Origin of the sequence: Tenacibaculum sp. MAR_2009_124 (assembly GCF_900105455.1) — a bacterium.
Taxonomy (GTDB): domain Bacteria; phylum Bacteroidota; class Bacteroidia; order Flavobacteriales; family Flavobacteriaceae; genus Polaribacter.
On sequence record NZ_FNSF01000008.1, the window covers coordinates 567,828 to 585,616 of the forward strand.

Here is a 17,789-nt window from a genome sequence, read left to right on the forward strand (position 1 = left end):
CCAAAACAAGGAGATTCAATTACTAAAAGTCATCGACAGATTTATAGGCTTCAATAAGTAATTGTTCTCCTTTTTTCCCTGACACCGAATTGCTATGCTCCATTCCCAAAATACCTTTATAACCTTTACCGTGAATATATTTAAATACATTTTTATAATTTATTTCTCCCGTGGTAGGTTCATTTCTTCCAGGATTATCACCAATTTGAAAATAAGCTATTTCATCCCAGCATGCTTCTATATTAGGTAGAAGGTTTCCTTCTTGAATTTGCTGATGATAAATATCAAAAAGAATTTTACAGGACGAACTATTTACAGACTTACATATTTCATAAGCCTGGGGAGATTCCGAAAGAAACATTCCTGGGTGATCTCTAAAATTAAGCGGCTCAAGCACCATAATTAACCCATGAGGCTCCAGTATTTCAGAAGCTTGTTTCAATGTTTCAATAACATTTGCCATTTGAAAACTCATATTTTTCCTTAAATCAACATGACCAGGCACTACTGTCATCCATTTTGCATTGACACGCTTGGCAACCTCAATAGATTTTTTAATATCGTTCAAAAACTCCTCTCTATAAGTTTTATCTCCACTTGCTAAATTAGGTTCCTTCCAATAAATTTTATGAGCTACAAATACTCCCATATTCATACCCAGTTTAGCCATTGTTTTGGCTATATATTCTTGTTCAGAAACTGAACGATTCCTCATTTCATTATCCTCAAAAGCTTTAAATCCTAAGCTATTCATATACTTTATCTGATCAACAATAGCCTCTCCTGCATGTTCTTTAAACATACCTTCATGTGGTGCATAATTCAGTTGAAATTGATTTTTAGGTTTTACCATTCTGCGAGAAGTATTATTTCCAAACAAATCATTACTAAAAGTTAAAAGAGCTCCCAAAGCGGCTCCACTTTTCACAAACTTCCTTCGATTCATAAGCTAGTTATTTTGTTTATTTTATGTTAGTATTCTTGTTTTTCAAAATAAGACGAAACACTTCTATAAATGTACACAAAAAACTAAACAACAACACATTACCTCAAAAGCCCAGTATTTTAGAACGAAAAAAAAGCTAAAACATGACTGTTTTAGCTTTTCCTATTAATGAACCCATTTAAACTTTTTGGATTTAAGCGAGTTCTATTAATATTTTTTTATTAAAAACTTCGTAACCACATTTTAAACTTAGTTACTAAATAAAATAAAATTGGCACAACAATTAATGTTAAGAACGTTGCTATGAATAATCCGTAGATTACGGTCCAAGCTAATGGTCCCCAAAAAATAACATTATCTCCTCCAACATAAATATGCGGATTGAATTCAGAAACTAAGGTATAGAAATTAATATTCAACCCAGTCGCTAATGGAATTAACCCGAGTATTGTGGTAATTGCAGTTAATAATACTGGTCGTAAACGGGCTTTACCTCCTCTAATAATTGCTTCACTTAAAACACTTACATTCAAATAATCATCTTCAGCAATATTATGTTCTACTTTTTTACGATCAATTAATAATTGGGTATAATCAAGTAGTACTACTCCATTATTTACTACAATCCCTGCCAACGAAATGATTCCCATCATTGTCATCATAATAACGAAAGGCTTTGCTGTAATGATTAACCCTCCAAACACTCCAATTAAACTCAAGAAAATCGCCAACATGATAATTGCTGGTTTCGATACTGAATTAAACTGGAAAATAAGAATGAAGAATATCAATCCTAGTCCGGCAAAGAATGCTCCCATTAAGAACTTCATCTGCTTATTTTGTTCTTCAATCTGACCTGTATAATCAATTTTTACAGTCGAAGGTTTTTCTGTAAAGGCCTTCATTTCATTTTGGATTTTTGCAACTATAGCTGCCGCATCGGTAAATCCAGGTGCTAAAGCAGAGTATACTGTTACAATACGTTTTGCTTGTTTATGCTTAATAGCACTAAACCCTGAAGTATTCTTTTGTTTAGCAACTGCAGATACTGGAATCGTTTTTACCTGACCATTTGAAGGATCTCTGAAGGTAATTTTCTGATTAAAAATAGCACTCGTATTGTATCTATTATCCTTGTTAAAACGCACATAGATATCATAATCTTCACCATCTTCCTTATACACACCAGCCTTAGAACCGAAAATAGAATTACGTAATTGCTGACCAACCTGCGCCGAGCTCACTCCTAATTCTCCTGCTTTCTTTCTATCCACGTTTACCAACATAGCAGGCTTTGATTTATTTACATCTATTTTTAACTCATCAATACCAGGAATACTCTTCGTATTCAAATAATCACGCATTTTTTCTGCAGTAACGATCAACTCATCATAATCTTTACCTTCCAACTCTATATTAATTGGATAACCCGCTGGTGGTCCCACCGCTTCTTTTTCTACAGAAATTGATAAACCTGGATAAATACCCTTTAAAGCCTCAGTTACCTTCTTTTGAAGTTCTTTACTGTCGGCTCCTCTTCTATATTTATATTCTCTCATAGAAGCCGTTATTTTACCTCTATGTGGCATTTCAGCTGTAGAACCTCCATCTGTCTGAGGGTTTCCTGAACCTGCACCAACCTGAGAAACCACGCTTTCAACTAAGTAATTATAACCGTTATCAACATACTCTGGTGAATTTAGAACAGCATAAGCACGCTCTTCTAAATCTTTCATTATTGTATTTGTTTTCTCAATATCCGTTCCCTGTGGGTACTCAATATACACTATAATTTGATTCGGTGTATTATCAGGAAAAAATTCAACTTTTGTTCTTTGACTTCCAATAGAAGCACCAAATCCACCAAATGCTAGAAACAACAATACAATTGTTAAGAAAGCAATAATTCCTGGGCGGTACCCTTTTAAAACTGCTCTTAAAATTCTTTCATAAAAACGCTCCCAACGTGGTAAAACCTTATTTTGAAAAGCATTAGCCATAGGTCTTAATACCATTCTATACACCCACAACATAATTGCAGTAAACAACATGATAGTTCCTAAAGCTCTATAAGCCCCCCCAGCAATTACGATTAACAATCCTAAACCACCAACAATCGATGATAAAATAATGATTCTCTTTAATGGCATCCCTTTATCTTCGGTACTCATAAACTGAGATACCATAACCGAGTTAAAGAAAATTGCTACAAAAAGCGAAGATCCTAATACTACCGATAAAGTAATTGGGAAGTAAATCATAAACTGCCCCATAGTTCCAGGCCACATTCCTAATGGAACGAATGCTGCAACCGTAGTTAAGGTTGAAATAATGATTGGAAAAGCAATCTCTCCAATCCCTTTTTTCGCCGCTTCAATTCTCGACATACCTTCATCCATCAATCGATATACGTTTTCAACAACTACAATACCGTTATCTACTAACATTCCTAGCCCCATAATCAGACCAAATAGAATCATGGTATTCATAGTATATCCTAACCAATCTAAGATCATTAAGGACATAAACATCGACATAGGAATAGCGAAACCAACAAATAAGGCATTTTTAAACCCTAAGAAAAACATCAGTACCAATACCACTAGGATAACACCAAAAATGATATTGTTTACTAAATCATCAACCTGCCCAATAGTTTTAGAAGATTGGTCGTTTGCTGTTGTTACTTTCAAATTAGTTGGGAATACATTAGCCTTCGTTTCTTCAACGATTACTTGAATTTTCTCAGCCGCTTCCACCATATTTTTCCCTGAACGCTTCTTCACATCAAGCATAACTACAGCCTCTCCAAATTCGCGGGCATAGGTAGTTTTATCTTTATCCTTAAAAGTAACTAAAGCAATATCTTTTAGATAAATAGAATTCCCTCTTTCCGATTTCACTACAAAATCTTGCAATTCTTGTGGATCTTCGATCTCGCCTAAAATACGAATAGTACGCCTTTGCCCACTGGCAATTAAGTTACCTGCTGACATTGTCAAGTTTCCACGACTTACAGCATCAATAACATCTTGGAAGCTCACTTTGGCCGCCATCATTTTATAGATATCAACAGCTATTTCAACTTCCTTCTCTTCTGCCCCACGAATATCTACCTTCTTAATCTCTTCTAAGTTCTCGATTTCATCTTCCAAGTACTCTCCAAACTCTTTCAGTTTATCTACTGGATAGTCACCTGAAATATTAATATTAAGAATAGGCATTTCTTCTGAAAGGCTTAATTCAAAAACATTAGGTTCTACTTTTGCTCCGTTAAACGTTGGCCAGTCTTCTCCCGAAACTTCCTGGTCAATTTCATCTTTAACTTTTTGTTTTGCTTGATCAACAGCTATTTTCTCATCAAACTCAACAATAACCATAGAGTAATCTTCTTGTGAGGTTGATGTAACCTTCACCACATTACTCACTGTTTTCAATTTATCCTCTAAAGGATCTGTTATGAGTTTCTCAATATCCTCAGCTGTATTCCCTGGATATATGGAACTTATATAAATTTTGGTTTCTCGTATCTCGGGGAAATTTTCTCTTGGCATGCTGATAAAAGCCGATATTCCAAGAATGAAAATCAATGTAATTAAAACATAAATAGTAGTTTTATTACCGATTGCCCAAGAAGATAAACCAAATTCTTTATCGACTTGTTTTTTTTGCTTTTCAGTCATTCGTTTTCAATTTTATGATTCTTTAGCAATCTTTAATATTTTAACCTCCTGATCATCTTTAACACTACGAGCTCCTTCTTGAACAATCTGAGCACCTACTTCCAATCCCGATAATACCTCAATGATATCTCCTTGAGTTTTACCTGTTGTAATAATTACCTGTTGCGCCTTTCCTAAATTGTTCTTTACATCTTTTACCACATATACATATTGCTGTCCTTTTGCATTTTCAGAAATAATACTCTGTGGGATTAAGATTGACTTTGGATTCGAATAATCGTTAATTCTAAGTTTTGCAGTTAAATTTGGTTTAATACTTCTATCTTTATTTGAAACACCTACTTCTACTTTAAATGTTCTATTTGCTGGGTTAATAAAGTTTCCTGCCTGACGAACTTGAGAAGTTACTGTTTTCCCAAGGATAGGAAATTCTACTTGTACTTCTTTTCCTTTTTTAACTGAACTAATATAGCTTTCAGGAACATCTGTTTCTATATACATATTACTCAAATTCACGACTCTAAAAACCTCTGAACCTTGACCTGGAGCTACTACAGTTCCTTGCTCTTTTATTACATCATCAACAATTCCAGTAAAGGGTGCTTTAATAACACTTTTACCTAATTGTTGTTTTATTTGATTTGCTGATCTGGTTAAAGCTTCATAGTTCGTTTTTGTCTGTAAATATTGAATTTCAGATCCGATTTTTTGATCCCATAATCTTTTTTGACGATCATAAGTTGTTTTCGCTAAACTTACTTGAGCCTCTACTTGAGCTAACTGTTGTCCAAGTCCACCATCATCAATCTTAGCCAATGCTTGTCCTTTGGCAACACGCTGACCTTCTTTCACATAAATTCGCACCAATTGTCCAGGCATTTCTGGATACACCAATACGTTCTTTTTCGTTTTAACATTCCCTTGAAGATCCAAGTAATGTGTAAAAACACTTTCCTCGGCCGTAAAAGTAGTAATTAATGGAACTTTTTTACTTGTGTCTAACTTCGCTATTTCATCATTTAGCAACTTAATTTGGGCAGCTAAACCTTGCTGTTTTTCGCTTAATTGATCTTTTTTTGTTCTAATTTGTTGTAAATCCTGCGTACCTATTACGGACTCTACTGATTGCTCTTTGCTTCCACATGAAGCTAAAACTAAAGCAATAACTATATATGATACAATCCTTCTCATTAGTTGATTATTTTATTGGTAAGTTTAATGCGTTTTCTAACTTTGCTTTTTTGGCTATTACGTTTAACATTGACTGAACGTAACTATTTTGCTGTGAATACAGTTGGTTTTGCGCTTGAAGTAAATCGAAACTAGTTGATATCCCTTCAAAAAACTTTACCTGTTGTTTCTTTTCTATACGCTCTGCCAATCCTAAATTCTTTTTTGCCGTTTCATAATTCTCAATACTAAACTGATATTCACTTTTTGATGACTCTACCTGTAAATTCAGTTTTTGACGAACTTCTTCTTTTCTTATTTCAGAATTTTCTAATTCAATTCTCGCCCTAGCCGTTTTTGACTGCCTACCCAAACTACTAAAGATTGGAACATTTAAACTAACTCCTAACAACGAATAATCGAACCATCTTTGGCTAGCATTGAAAAAAGTAAAGCTGTTCGCGTTGGTATTCGCTCCATAGTTTACAAAAGCTGATAAACTCGGCAATGCTTTACTTTGCTCTAATTTCATTAACAGCCTTTTACTTTCGCGATCGTTTTCAGCCATTTTAAAATCAATATGATTCTCTACATTAAACTTCTGAGACAAAAGGCTTAGATTTGTATTCGAAAGAACCAAATTATCTAGAGTATCAGTCAAAACCAATTTCTTCTCGATAGAATTTCCAAGAGCTATATTCAACATTTTATAAGCAATGAATTTCATTCTTTTTGCGTTGCTCAAGTTATTTTCCACGTTCCCTAAAGTGATTTGTAACTGCTCCACGTTTTCCTGCTCTGTCAATCCATTTTCATAGATTTTCTCAGTTTCATTTAAATTCTTTTTTAATACACCTCGATTCTTCTCTAAAATTTCAATGGTCTTTTCAGTTACCAAAACATTACCATAAGCATTAATTACCGCTTCTCTTGTTGCTAATTCGGTTTTTTCTTTTGCTTGTTCTGAAATTTTCAAATAGGTTTTAGCTGATTGTAAACCCACTAAATACGAACCATCAAAAATTAACTGAGTTAAAGTTAGCGAAGCATTCATTGTTTGCTTAGGAACAAAAGTTACTGGAACAAAAGTTCCGGCCTCTCCTCCTGCCAATTCAGCTGGTAAAAACGAAACCTGTTGCTTTAACCAATTTTGATAGTCCAGTTTACCATTAATTTGAGGCAATCCAATGGTGGTTGTTTCCCATTTTCTTTCCTTCGCTGCATCAATGTTTTTAGTAGCTACCTTATTATCGTAATTATTCTTTATCGCATAATCAATTGCATCTTGCATTGATAAATGCATCTCTTTTTCTTGTGCGAGTAATACACTCGTAAAAAAGAATACAAATACACCGTATATGTATTTTCTCATTGTTTCCCTATTTTTGATTTATGATTTTCAATTGTTTCTCTAACTCTTTAATTCCTTTTTCAGTTGCAATTGCTCTTATGTGATATTCTAATACTTCATATTCTGCTTTTATTATTTCTTGCATGTCTAAACCGTTATCTCCTTCAAAAATCCCGAAGATTAAAGTAAAATAGAACCCGCCAATTAATTCTTTCTTTATTTCACTTCTATACAATCCTTGTTCAATTCCTTTTTCTAGATTATCTAAATTGCAATCTCGAAAAATACACACTTCCCTTTCCATGAGTTTTTCATAAGTTTCAGGGTAGTATTTCTTCAACTGAAACATCGGTGAGTTTTTTGCATTTTTAAACATTTCGTTAAAAACAGCCTTCACCGTAAACTCTTCTTCTATAGCATTATATTCTTGCGACTTGATAAACAAAATTGCTTTATCTATTGATTCTTGAACGGAAACCGTGGAAGCGTCAACCAAAGCAGCTTTATTAGAAAAATACTTATATAAAGTCTTTTTCGATATCCCCATTTCCGAAGCTATATCATCCATTGTCACACTCTTAAATCCATAGTTCAAAAACATGTCCCCCGACTTTTCTAAAATTTTATCCTCCATAATATATCCTTCATTTCGTATGCAAATGTACATCAGGAAACTTTAGAAACAAAAAAAGTTTCCATAGTTTTAGCTATTTTTTAACATACAGTTATGCATATACTTTTTGTTTACCTTATTTTTACCAAAAATTTGAAATTTGGATTTATTAAAGTATCACTCAGACTTCTTGGCTTATCTTGCCAAGCAAGACTTCAAAAGAGAACCTAAAAACCTTTATGAACCTGTAGATTATATTTTACAATTAGGCGGAAAACGCATAAGACCAATTCTTACTTTAATTGCTGCTGATATTTTTTCTGGGAATTTTCAAAAAGCTTTACCTGCCGCATTAGCTGTAGAAGTTTTTCATAATTTCACCTTGGTTCATGATGACATTATGGATGACGCTCCTTTAAGAAGAGGAAAGCAAACGGTACACGAAAAATGGGATATCAATACAGGTATTCTCTCTGGAGATGCCATGTTAATTTTAGCCTATCAGTATTTTGAGAACTATGAACCCATTATTTTTAGAAGACTCGCACAGTTATTTAGTAAAACTGCACTAGAAGTATGTGATGGGCAACAGTTAGATGTAGATTTTGAAACCAGAAATGATGTTACTATTGAAGAGTATATCAAAATGATTACACTAAAAACATCTGTTTTAGTGGGAGCTGCTTTAAAAATGGGTGCTATTGTGGCGGAAGCCGATGAAGAGCAAGCACAACACTTGTATGACTATGGAATGAATTTGGGCATTGCTTTTCAGTTACAGGATGACTACTTGGATACATTTGGTGATCCAGACACTTTTGGAAAACAGGTTGGCGGAGACATTATTGAAAATAAAAAAACCTATTTATATTTAAAAGCGTTGGAAGTTGCCAATGACTCTGATAAGACAGATTTAATTTCTTTTTACAATAACAAAGAAAAAAATATTGAAAAAAAGATTAGTGAGGTTTCTGCTATCTTTGAACGTAACAACATTCCTGACTTTACAAAGCAACTTATTGAAAGTTACACAAATAAATCATTTGAATATATTGACAAGCTTTCAATTAGCAGTAAAGCCAAGGAGGCACTGCGTAAATTCGGATTGAATTTAATGAATAGAAATGTATAAAAAGTGTTTGTTATTCTAAAAAAGTTTATATATTTGCACACCCAAAACAACGGGTCCTATAGCTCAGTTGGTTAGAGCACCTGACTCATAATCAGGTGGTCCGAGGTTCGAGTCCTCGTGGGACCACTTAAAAGCCTTACTAATTTAGTAAGGCTTTTTTATTTTTAAAAAATACACTCAACATACTAAAAAACAACTACTTACCCCTTAAAATCGACTAATACAACACCCCAAAAAACTGCTAATTTTACATGATTATTTTCTAAAAACAGATTGAAATTATAAATTTGCATAAACTCAAATAAGAGGTAATAAAACGAAATAACGTTATTTTTTACGAAATTTTTATGAAATTTTTATGCAAGGGAAAATATACTTAGATACAAGAGGCTCACAAGTAAGAAAAGACGGCTCATACCCTGTTACCTGTGATATAACAGGAAAAGGAAAACAAAAACCTTTTGTTTTAGGCTTAAAATTTTTAAAGGAGGATTGGGATTTTAGAAAAGAAGAACCTAAACGAGATAAAACAAAGTTGCTAATCATAAGGAGAAAAAAAAGCCTTTTAGACGATTTACTCCTAAAATCATTGGACGATGGTGCAATTACATTCGATTATATAAAAAAAGCTCTTAAAGGGAAGCTTACAGGCTCCGAATTGAATGGAAACAAAGAAAGCAAAACCACAGAGATAGATTTTTTCGAATTTGGCTTTAAGCTTGCAAAAGAAAAAAAACAAGTTTTAAATGAAAAAGGAGTACAAAAAGAAGGTAATGGAGAATCTTACATAACAGCTCTTAATCAATTAAAAAAAATTAGACCCAAGCTCAATTTTTCAGAAATAGACTACAAACTACTTTCAGACTTCAAGAAAAGTAAACTAACTTTAGGTCTTAAAAAAAACTCTATTGCTGCATATTTAAGAGGATTAAAAGCTATTTATAATGAAGGTTTAAAAATTCATAAATTAAATTTCGAACATCATCCTTTTGTTGGTGTTTTTACAGGAGTTACAACAAGAAAAAACAGAACCAAGAAAAGAAACATATCTATTGAATCTATTAAAATTTTTGAGACACTCAATAACAGTTTAGCTAAAGGTCAACAATTAGCTATTGATATGTTTTTATTACAGTTCTATTTTGGAGGTCAGGATTTAATGGATATTCATTATTTAGAAAAAAAACAAGTTTCAGAAGATGGTCGAATTTATTTCACTCGTGGAAAACTTAATGAGGGAGGTTATGAATTTGATTTAAAAATTTTCCCCAAAACTCAACGTATATTAAACAAATTCAAGAGTCCAGATAAGTTTATTTTTAAAGGGCGAAAAGACTATAAGGGCTATAAAGGACACCTTCGAAGAATCAATAATAATTTAGAAAAAGTTCAAGAACGATATAACGCACATGCTAAACGAATTGAAGTTATTACAGGAAAACAATATCATAAATTAGATTTACTGCCTTTAGGAGGTAAAATAACAACTAAAGTAGCTCGTCATACATTTTCTACCATCGCGAACCGAATGTATGTAGAACCTGATTTATTGAGGTCTTTAATGGGACATGAAAGGGATGATGTGGACACAATTTATAAAGATGTTTACCCTGAACAAGAAAGAGACAAACATCATAGTAACATTATCAATACATCCAAAATAATACTAGTAAAAAAACACGTTTACCAGTATGAATTTTTGAATGAAGAAAGAAAAAGAAGCTATAAATACAAATACTTCGATTCAGAACCGAAGCCTGAGCAGTTAATTGATGGCAGAACAGATAAAAAATATACTGAGCCTAAATATTTAAACACGATATATTTAATCGAAAAAAGCACCTATTAACTCATTAATAGGTGCTTTCATTTATAAAAAATATATTAAATATTACATTTCTTCTGCATAATATGTATTACCATCTCTGTATAACTTCATTATTTTTCCCGAATCTAAATTCTTCTTAACACATCTTGCAAAACTTATTCCTGAACCCTCGCATAATATATCTCCAGGAGCAGCTTTAATATTAAAAGCTTCTTCGAAACCATCGTGTATAGTATATTTATAAACTTCGCTATTTTTACTTATGTTAATTACATTGTCTTTATTAACCTTCTTAATAATAGAATTAACCTCGTCAAGTGAGTTGTTCCCTTTATTTAAGTCTTCACTTTGGCAATTAACAAAAACCAGGAAGGCGAATAACATGGATAAAATTAGATAGGATTTCTTTAATACTTTTTTCATAATAAATAAGTTTTATTTGGTTGATTATCAAAACTACAACCAATTAAAAATGTATACAATACTCATTTACCCTGTAAATTAAACAAGGGAAAACCCTATTTAATATAAAAAATGGCTGTTATAGAACTATATTATTACTTGCAAATTACACACAACTACAATAACAAAAGAAAAATTTAAAAAACAACCAACCAATAACAACATAAACTAAAAAAATAACATAAATTTGCCTACCTACATAAAATTTTGCCTGAATAAAATTAAGGCATTTAATAAGAAAGACACCGTATACTGGGTGTCTTTTTTTTATCTTAAAAATCAGTTAGTTATGTCTTTGTCTTAGAAAAAACAATACTTTACAACATACACCTCTACCTAAAACCCCTATCTATACCACCTAGAAACCCTGATACTAAAATAGTAATCTTACTAGTTTCTATTATTTCTTTTTACCCATACTTTTGCAATCCAAACAATTAGTATTTACATAAGAAAATAAATAATAGATTCTACGGAAATCCGTAGAGTTATTTAAGATATTTTTGTTTACTTGCTAACCAATAAATATTACTCCGAACTATGAAAAAAAATCTACTACAAAAACACTTAATACTATTAATACTTCTTTCTTTTTCATTTAAAATAAAAGCCCAAAACACTACTAAAACCGAGTATTTATATATGACCAAAGGTATAAAGGTTCAAATAGATAGTGGTTTGGATATAAAAAAAGGTTATAAACTTAGAAGTCTAGCGAAAATAACTGAAGGTAGTTATAAATTTACTTACTTGGTTCTTCAGAGAGAACAAACATCAAAAAATTTCAATTTAGGAAAGTACGCTGGTATAGTTATTATTGCGGACTCTGAAGAGTCTGGTCGCAGATATTACAGAGCGATACCTTTTCAATTATTAGATTGGGATAATAAAGACCCACTAACTAACCTTTTCAGGAATGATGTTCAAGAGTGGGACAAGTATATGTCACAAGCATTTGCGATTTCTTCAACGAGAGTTTTAGCTTCTCTGATGAACGTATACGGAAAAGTTCTCTATGAAAATAATGTTAACTAATTTAGAATAAAATTTAATACATAAAAATAAATCAAATACTAATAGCTACTACTTTTACTCTTCAATATTTATAATTTATAAAAGAGTAATAAAATGAAAAAAGTTGTATTCGCATTTGTAATCGTATTAGCATCATTAACATTTAACAGTTGTACAGATAATAGCTTAGAAGAACTAGAAAGAAATGAACAATTACAATCAACAGATCCAGACGAAGACGGAGAAGTTCCGACAGATCCAGTCCAGGAAGGAGCGAAAGGATAAATCTACTAAAAGAAAATCCAATAAAATAAAAGGTTTCATATTAGGCATAGTTGCTTTTTTTATAGTAACTATGTCTTTGTTTCATGTTCTTTTCGAGCAATATTCGAATGAATATAAAGAGCATTATAAAACTCATTCAGAAATAATTAATAATCGGGATAGCGAGAACTTGAGACTCGTGAATAGTTTAAAGAAGAATATCGAGAACACATCTAATAGGGATTCTATTTTATCTATTACTCAAAACTTTGTCAAAGATTATAATTCACATATTTCTAAGGTTAAACAAGAGCTTACAATCTACCATAATATCAAAAAAGATTTGGCTATAGAGCATAGTTTTAGAGGGCGTACTAGTTTTCGTTTCTGGTTGGCCTATTTTGGTATTACAATTGGCTTTTTATTTTTCTCAATTAAATCATTATACGATGATATTGTTTCTGGGAGCACATATAGGTTTCAATTCCTATCATTGTCAGGTGTAATTATTAGTGTTTTCTGGTCGATTCACTTCATATTTTTGACTCAAAAAGATTTTCGAACTAATAAGTATATTTTGTTGCTTGTTTTATGTGGAATTCTGGTTTCATTTTTCACATATTTTGTTGTGAAATTTTATGCTTATAAAGACGACATAATATTAAGTCAACTTACTTTAATTGAAAGAATTAAAACTATTCATTATCCGAAAATGGTTGTTCGTTCAAAATACTTTGAAAAATATGGAGAACCAGTGTCATCAGACAAAACAATAAAGGAAGATATCGATCAATATCAAAATGATATAAATAAATTTTTAAAACTATAGTCGAAAAATGATAGGGTGGTTTAAGAAAATATTGAAAAGAAAAGACTATATCGGTAAATCCTTAAGAAAAAGTTTAAAATCTGATGACAATGCTTCTACCGACAAAATAGTGGAAAAAATGAAGAGAGAAAGCGATCATAAGGACGAAATAATCCACAATTTACTGGTAGATATAATGTTATTAGAGAATGACATAAATAGCGAAGTTTAACAAGAAGAGGCTTCGATTATTTTTGCTTCTCTTGAATATTTTTCTTTTTTAAAAGCTTCTCTTTCTCCTCTTGGAGCTTACCTATTACTTGATCTTTAATCTCGTTTTCCATGAACAATTGGTAAGACATATCTTTTTTAAACACTTCTTTTTTGTTAAAAACATGAGTCACAATTTCCTGTACTGAAAAGCTTTCTAAGGTACATTTTTGAGTCTTTGAAATAAAGATATCATCAGTTAAACCCAAAATGTAATTTGGGTTAACATTAAACACTTCAGCCATCTTACGTATTGTTTCATAATTCGGCAAAGATATTGTTAATACCCCTTTTGAATTCCTTCTTCCTTTTGTAAATCCATCAATTGTAGTACTAGATACGCCTATTTTCTTTGCAAAACTATTATTATTAAGGCTAAGCTCCTTAATAACTATCTGTATTCTATTACTTACATCCATTTTTTATGCGAAAAGATTTATTATTATGCGAAAAAGCTTTTATTTCTGCGTAATAGTTGTATATTTGATCTCAGTTAAGACAAATATACTTAAAAAAGTTAATTGGCGTGTTAAATAAGATCAACATACAACTAAAACATAAATCCAACAACAGATGGATATTTAAAAGCAATTCCGTAGCTCACTTGATCTTAGGATATGGGTTGCTTTTTCGTTTTAAACAACATCTGCATTAAAATAAAGGTTAGGAAAGGCCAGTGGTTTCCCTAAGGTATTAAGTGGGGACTTACCGAAGGGACACCCCTTGCTAATCATAACCATAAAAAATTACGACTGTGAACCTAGAACTTAATAGTGATAATATCATTAACGCATTACTTAGTCAAGGTTTAGTACTTGTTAAAAAGGCTGATCTCGAAGAAATGATTAATAATGTCAATATAAGTAACACAATCGACCGACGAAAAAAGTATGTTTCTCATAAAGAAATAATTAAAATGTTCGGTGTTACGGATTATTGGTTAAAAAAACAACGAGAAGCGGCAGGCACAAAAATAAAATGTATTCCAGGCGAAAATAAAAATAGTGCATGGACGTATCAAATAGGATCAATAGAAGATGAACAGGAAAGATTGGCTGTTTAATTCTAAAAATACCAGGGCATGACTAGCAGTTGTGTATCAAAGCAGCTCTTAGATATTTTATTTAGGGGTTGCTTTTAAAAAAAGTTCATTAACATATTGGTAGGAAAGGAAGTAGTTTTAACATTTAAATCCATCTGCATAGTGCAGATGGATTTAGGATCATTAGTTAAACGATTTTGAAATCGCTAAACCTACTGCGACACCAAACAATAAAGGCAATAGTAATTTATCACCTTCAATTGTAAAAGTTTGACAGTTTGATCCGTTACAGTTAGTATATGTAACTGTACTTTGATTAAAATTCTTAATCATGTTGCAATTTACTTTCAGATTTTTAAGCGTTAGAAATTTGAGTTCTATGCTTGCCTGAAAGTAAACCAAAATTAAGTGTTTCTTTCCTGCCTTTCACACAAAAAACACAAAATAGTAGAAGTGTAAGCTTTGTAAAGCAGGCTTCATCTATGAAGTAGTTTTATTAGTTGATTGGTTTTCTAGTGGTTGTAAGTAATTACAGCCACTTTCCCCCTTTCACTTCGCCCCTAAACAATAAATACAAATGAAACAACCGAAAATACATTATACTAAATACATCATTGCACCTTTTAGAGGAATGACAAGCCCCCCTTTTGGTATTTTCATACGTAAAGATTTACAAGGAAATCAACAAATACTGGAGCATGACCTTATTCATTGGAAACAATATCAAAGAATGGGGCTAATTATGTTCTATTTCAGATACTTTATTCAGCTTTTAATTATTGGATATGATACAATGCCAATGGAAATGGAAGCACGACAAAATGAATCTGAAAATGTGAAATGGAATTATAGAACTAAATACCACAACCATGAAAAAACACCGAATAGAAGTTAACGATATTGAAGTCGTTGACTTAGAAATTATCAACCCCAAAAAGAAAAAAGCGGCACGAAATTGCACCCTCGACCGCTCTTTAAAATGATAATTAGTTAATGATATAAAACCACCTCCTAACCATGAGCAAAAATACAAAAAAAAGCGCAAGAAAAGCGCAAGAAAACGCAATTCAATTATCTAAGATTGGATTGTACAATCAAGAAGTTAAGAATTACTTAACTACAAACCCACCTTCTCCAATTATTAACGTTGCTATTAAACACTTTAACGATAGCGCATCACGTAGGAAACTAACCGATTTACAGTATAACAAAGAAGTTGAAGTATTTAACAATACTCACGGTTTTTTTATATTAAAAAAAGGGGCTGAACACGAAGCTTCAGAAAAGTATTACGCCTACCTAAACTACCCTTACATAAGCCCAGATGACAAAGTTCAAACTATTATCAACTTCAAGAAACACTACGAAGAATACAACAAGAAAGTAATAGAAGAAAACGCAAAAACAAAGCAATACAACGAAGAAAAGGTAAAACCCGAGTCGGACCTGTCTTTAAACGAAAAAAAGCTTAAAACGGAGTTCATAGAAGATTACAATCATTTGAATGTTTGGGAATATAATGACAAAGTAGAAGAAGAAAATCTTAAAAACCCTATCCACAGCAAAAAAACCGCACAAAAGCTCAAACAACAACATAAAGAAACCTTTCGCGTACTACTCTATTTTTATGTAGGGCAATTAAGACGACGCAACAATGATTTACTTAATAAAAACCGACCAACAAGCGTTAAAAAAACAAATTTACCGCCTTTACAAGTAAACAAAAGAAATATTACTAAGCATAAAATAGACGGCTTTAAAGAGATTGATTGGGATACAAAAACAATCTACAACCATATAATACGACTACTAGAATCAGGAGCACTAAAAAACAATCGTTTCTTTCATCGCACCATGCCTACTGCGGTAAATTTTAGCAACGATATTATTGCTATTTCAGACTACAATCCACCTAAATCACAAAAACCTAACTATCAGTCTTTTAAATATGTTTCCGAGAAAAATTTACCTAATTATACTCATACTACTAGAACAACATCTAAAAAAGTAGAAATAAAGGACTGTGTAAAAAAACACAGTCATAACGAATGCGGTTCGATGCCCGAAAAGCATAACGGAAACAAAACGCAATGTCCTGCGGACGGCTACGGGAACACCAAGGGCATAAGTAAAAAAATTGAACTGGAGGGCGGCGAAAAAATTAAAATTCCTGATTTCGTCAAAAAGAAAACAAACCCAAAAAAGAGTTTGATTGCTGAAAATTTCAGAGCAAAAATATTGAAACTATCAGATTTTGCAGAAAAACTAAAGAACAACGATTTTAAAAACTATAAACCTGAAACTTACAGATACCTTCAAAAAGTAAGGCTAAGTACAATTGGCGATATTTCTTTCGAAGAATTTAAAGAGTTTGCTATTCAAGATTTTATTAAAACTGCTGCTAAAATCTGGAAAAACCACACCGTGAAGAAGGGATCCTGGATTAATGCAATTAAATTTTTAACTGAAAGTTTATTCAAAGATTTAACTCAAAAAGAAAGCGTTGAAGAAAAAATAAGGGAGTACAGATGGAAATTAGAATGGGCTAGGAAATGGTTTGAAAAAACGGGTTTAACTGCACTTTTTCCCTCTGATTATTTCGACACTACAAGAAAAAACAAAAACGAAGTAGGTTTCTTTTCTAACTACATGCACACAATTTATAAAAACTCACTTTCTAAGGACAAAAAGAAGGTTAAAAACAGAGAGGTAGAAGCTTCAAAACGTCAAAGAAGGCTTAAAAAAAACAAATACGACAAACTCCTCAACCAAGCTATTGACAAATATAATTCAGGGAACTACAATTATAAACAACTGTCAAACTTTGTTTGTCAAAACCTACCTAAAGAATACATATCAGCTTTTATAAAACTAACACTAAATACACCTAACCATGACTAATAACCCTATATCAATAAAATGTACTTGCGGAGCTGGGCATAAAATTACATGCCCCAACTGTTCAGAAGTAAAAATGGTAATTCTTTTAAAAAATGGATTCAGTCATTTAAAAATAAAAATGTCAAATAACAAAAAGGCAAACCCTGTCTGGTATAATCATTTAAGCAAAAACCGCAAAAACGCAAACACTATCATCAACGGAATGTTTAGAAGGTTTCAAAATTCAGAATATAGCGATAAAGCAAATGTTTTAAGATTTTACAGTAACACTTCAGGTGAATTAATAACCTCAGTAAAGTTATAAT

The 17,789-nt window shown here is 32.0% G+C and carries 18 protein-coding genes and 1 tRNA gene; 11 read left to right on the forward strand and 8 right to left on the reverse strand.

Annotated features, from left to right (window positions below; all coding sequences use genetic code 11):
• Positions 1-22: 22 nt before the first annotated feature.
• From BLW23_RS22550 to BLW23_RS22570, 5 genes are all read right to left on the reverse strand, one after another.
• Positions 23-946 carry a hydroxypyruvate isomerase family protein gene (locus BLW23_RS22550; RefSeq protein ID WP_093674201.1) on the reverse strand — a complete coding sequence of 308 codons (924 nt, stop codon included), beginning with the start codon at positions 944-946 and terminating at the stop codon, positions 23-25.
• A 221-nt stretch (positions 947-1,167) separates the two neighbouring features.
• Positions 1,168-4,629, reverse strand: a complete 3,462-nt coding sequence (locus BLW23_RS22555) for an efflux RND transporter permease subunit (protein ID WP_093674203.1) — start codon at positions 4,627-4,629, stop codon at positions 1,168-1,170.
• Between the two features lie 12 nt (positions 4,630-4,641).
• Positions 4,642-5,820, reverse strand: a complete 1,179-nt coding sequence (locus BLW23_RS22560) for an efflux RND transporter periplasmic adaptor subunit (protein WP_093674205.1) — start codon at positions 5,818-5,820, stop codon at positions 4,642-4,644.
• Between the two features lie 7 nt (positions 5,821-5,827).
• The gene (locus tag BLW23_RS22565) at positions 5,828-7,171 is read right to left on the reverse strand and encodes a TolC family protein (protein WP_093674207.1); all 1,344 of its coding nucleotides are present in this window, start codon (positions 7,169-7,171) and stop codon (positions 5,828-5,830) included.
• Between the two features lie 7 nt (positions 7,172-7,178).
• Positions 7,179-7,784, reverse strand: a complete 606-nt coding sequence (locus BLW23_RS22570) for a TetR/AcrR family transcriptional regulator (protein ID WP_093674209.1) — start codon at positions 7,782-7,784, stop codon at positions 7,179-7,181.
• A gap of 139 nt (positions 7,785-7,923) precedes the next feature.
• Between BLW23_RS22570 and BLW23_RS22575 the strand changes: the two genes are divergently transcribed.
• The 3 genes from BLW23_RS22575 to BLW23_RS22585 all read left to right on the forward strand — a co-directional run bounded on the left by BLW23_RS22575 (position 7,924) and on the right by BLW23_RS22585 (position 10,744).
• Positions 7,924-8,895 carry a polyprenyl synthetase family protein gene (locus BLW23_RS22575; protein WP_093674211.1) on the forward strand — a complete coding sequence of 324 codons (972 nt, stop codon included), beginning with the start codon at positions 7,924-7,926 and terminating at the stop codon, positions 8,893-8,895.
• A 52-nt stretch (positions 8,896-8,947) separates the two neighbouring features.
• Positions 8,948-9,021 (forward strand) — tRNA-Ile (locus BLW23_RS22580).
• Positions 9,022-9,253: 232 nt separating this feature from the next.
• Positions 9,254-10,744, forward strand: a complete 1,491-nt coding sequence (locus BLW23_RS22585) for a phage integrase SAM-like domain-containing protein (RefSeq protein ID WP_093674213.1) — start codon at positions 9,254-9,256, stop codon at positions 10,742-10,744.
• Positions 10,745-10,786: 42 nt separating this feature from the next.
• Here BLW23_RS22585 and BLW23_RS22590 read toward each other — a convergent pair whose 3' ends face one another.
• Complete coding sequence (locus BLW23_RS22590; protein WP_093674215.1) at positions 10,787-11,146, reverse strand: hypothetical protein; 360 nt, start codon at positions 11,144-11,146, stop codon at positions 10,787-10,789.
• A gap of 681 nt (positions 11,147-11,827) precedes the next feature.
• Here BLW23_RS22590 and BLW23_RS22595 point away from each other — a divergent pair.
• The 4 genes from BLW23_RS22595 to BLW23_RS22605 all read left to right on the forward strand — a co-directional run bounded on the left by BLW23_RS22595 (position 11,828) and on the right by BLW23_RS22605 (position 13,503).
• The gene (locus BLW23_RS22595) at positions 11,828-12,220 is read left to right on the forward strand and encodes a hypothetical protein (RefSeq protein ID WP_143032261.1); all 393 of its coding nucleotides are present in this window, start codon (positions 11,828-11,830) and stop codon (positions 12,218-12,220) included.
• 93 nt (positions 12,221-12,313) lie between these two features.
• The gene (locus BLW23_RS23450; protein ID WP_176829912.1) at positions 12,314-12,484 is read left to right on the forward strand and encodes a hypothetical protein; all 171 of its coding nucleotides are present in this window, start codon (positions 12,314-12,316) and stop codon (positions 12,482-12,484) included.
• 70 nt (positions 12,485-12,554) lie between these two features.
• Complete coding sequence (locus BLW23_RS22600; RefSeq protein ID WP_093674219.1) at positions 12,555-13,292, forward strand: hypothetical protein; 738 nt, start codon at positions 12,555-12,557, stop codon at positions 13,290-13,292.
• Between the two features lie 7 nt (positions 13,293-13,299).
• Positions 13,300-13,503 (forward strand): hypothetical protein, encoded by a 204-nt coding sequence (locus tag BLW23_RS22605; protein WP_093674221.1) that lies wholly within the window; start codon positions 13,300-13,302, stop codon positions 13,501-13,503.
• Positions 13,504-13,519: 16 nt separating this feature from the next.
• Here BLW23_RS22605 and BLW23_RS22610 read toward each other — a convergent pair whose 3' ends face one another.
• Positions 13,520-13,960: a helix-turn-helix domain-containing protein gene (locus BLW23_RS22610; RefSeq protein ID WP_093674223.1), complete on the reverse strand. Its 441-nt coding sequence runs from the start codon at positions 13,958-13,960 to the stop codon at positions 13,520-13,522.
• A 335-nt stretch (positions 13,961-14,295) separates the two neighbouring features.
• Here BLW23_RS22610 and BLW23_RS22615 point away from each other — a divergent pair, with 335 nt between their 5' ends.
• Positions 14,296-14,604, forward strand: a complete 309-nt coding sequence (locus tag BLW23_RS22615) for a hypothetical protein (protein ID WP_093674225.1) — start codon at positions 14,296-14,298, stop codon at positions 14,602-14,604.
• A gap of 162 nt (positions 14,605-14,766) precedes the next feature.
• On the opposite strand, the gene BLW23_RS23455 is transcribed toward BLW23_RS22615, so the two are convergent.
• On the reverse strand, positions 14,767-14,916 hold the full coding sequence (locus BLW23_RS23455) for a hypothetical protein (RefSeq protein ID WP_176829913.1): 150 nt from the start codon (positions 14,914-14,916) through the stop codon (positions 14,767-14,769).
• A gap of 244 nt (positions 14,917-15,160) precedes the next feature.
• Here BLW23_RS23455 and BLW23_RS22620 point away from each other — a divergent pair, with 244 nt between their 5' ends.
• From BLW23_RS22620 to BLW23_RS22630, 3 genes are all read left to right on the forward strand, one after another.
• A complete protein-coding gene (locus BLW23_RS22620) occupies positions 15,161-15,478 on the forward strand; it encodes a hypothetical protein (RefSeq protein WP_093674227.1) in 318 nt (105 codons plus the stop codon).
• 122 nt (positions 15,479-15,600) lie between these two features.
• Positions 15,601-17,484, forward strand: coding sequence for a hypothetical protein (locus tag BLW23_RS22625; protein WP_093674229.1), 1,884 nt, complete (start codon positions 15,601-15,603; stop codon positions 17,482-17,484).
• The gene (locus BLW23_RS22630; protein WP_093674231.1) at positions 17,477-17,788 is read left to right on the forward strand and encodes a hypothetical protein; all 312 of its coding nucleotides are present in this window, start codon (positions 17,477-17,479) and stop codon (positions 17,786-17,788) included. The genes BLW23_RS22625 and BLW23_RS22630 overlap by 8 nt, the downstream gene beginning before the upstream one ends.
• The last annotated feature ends 1 nt before the right edge of the window (position 17,789 follow it).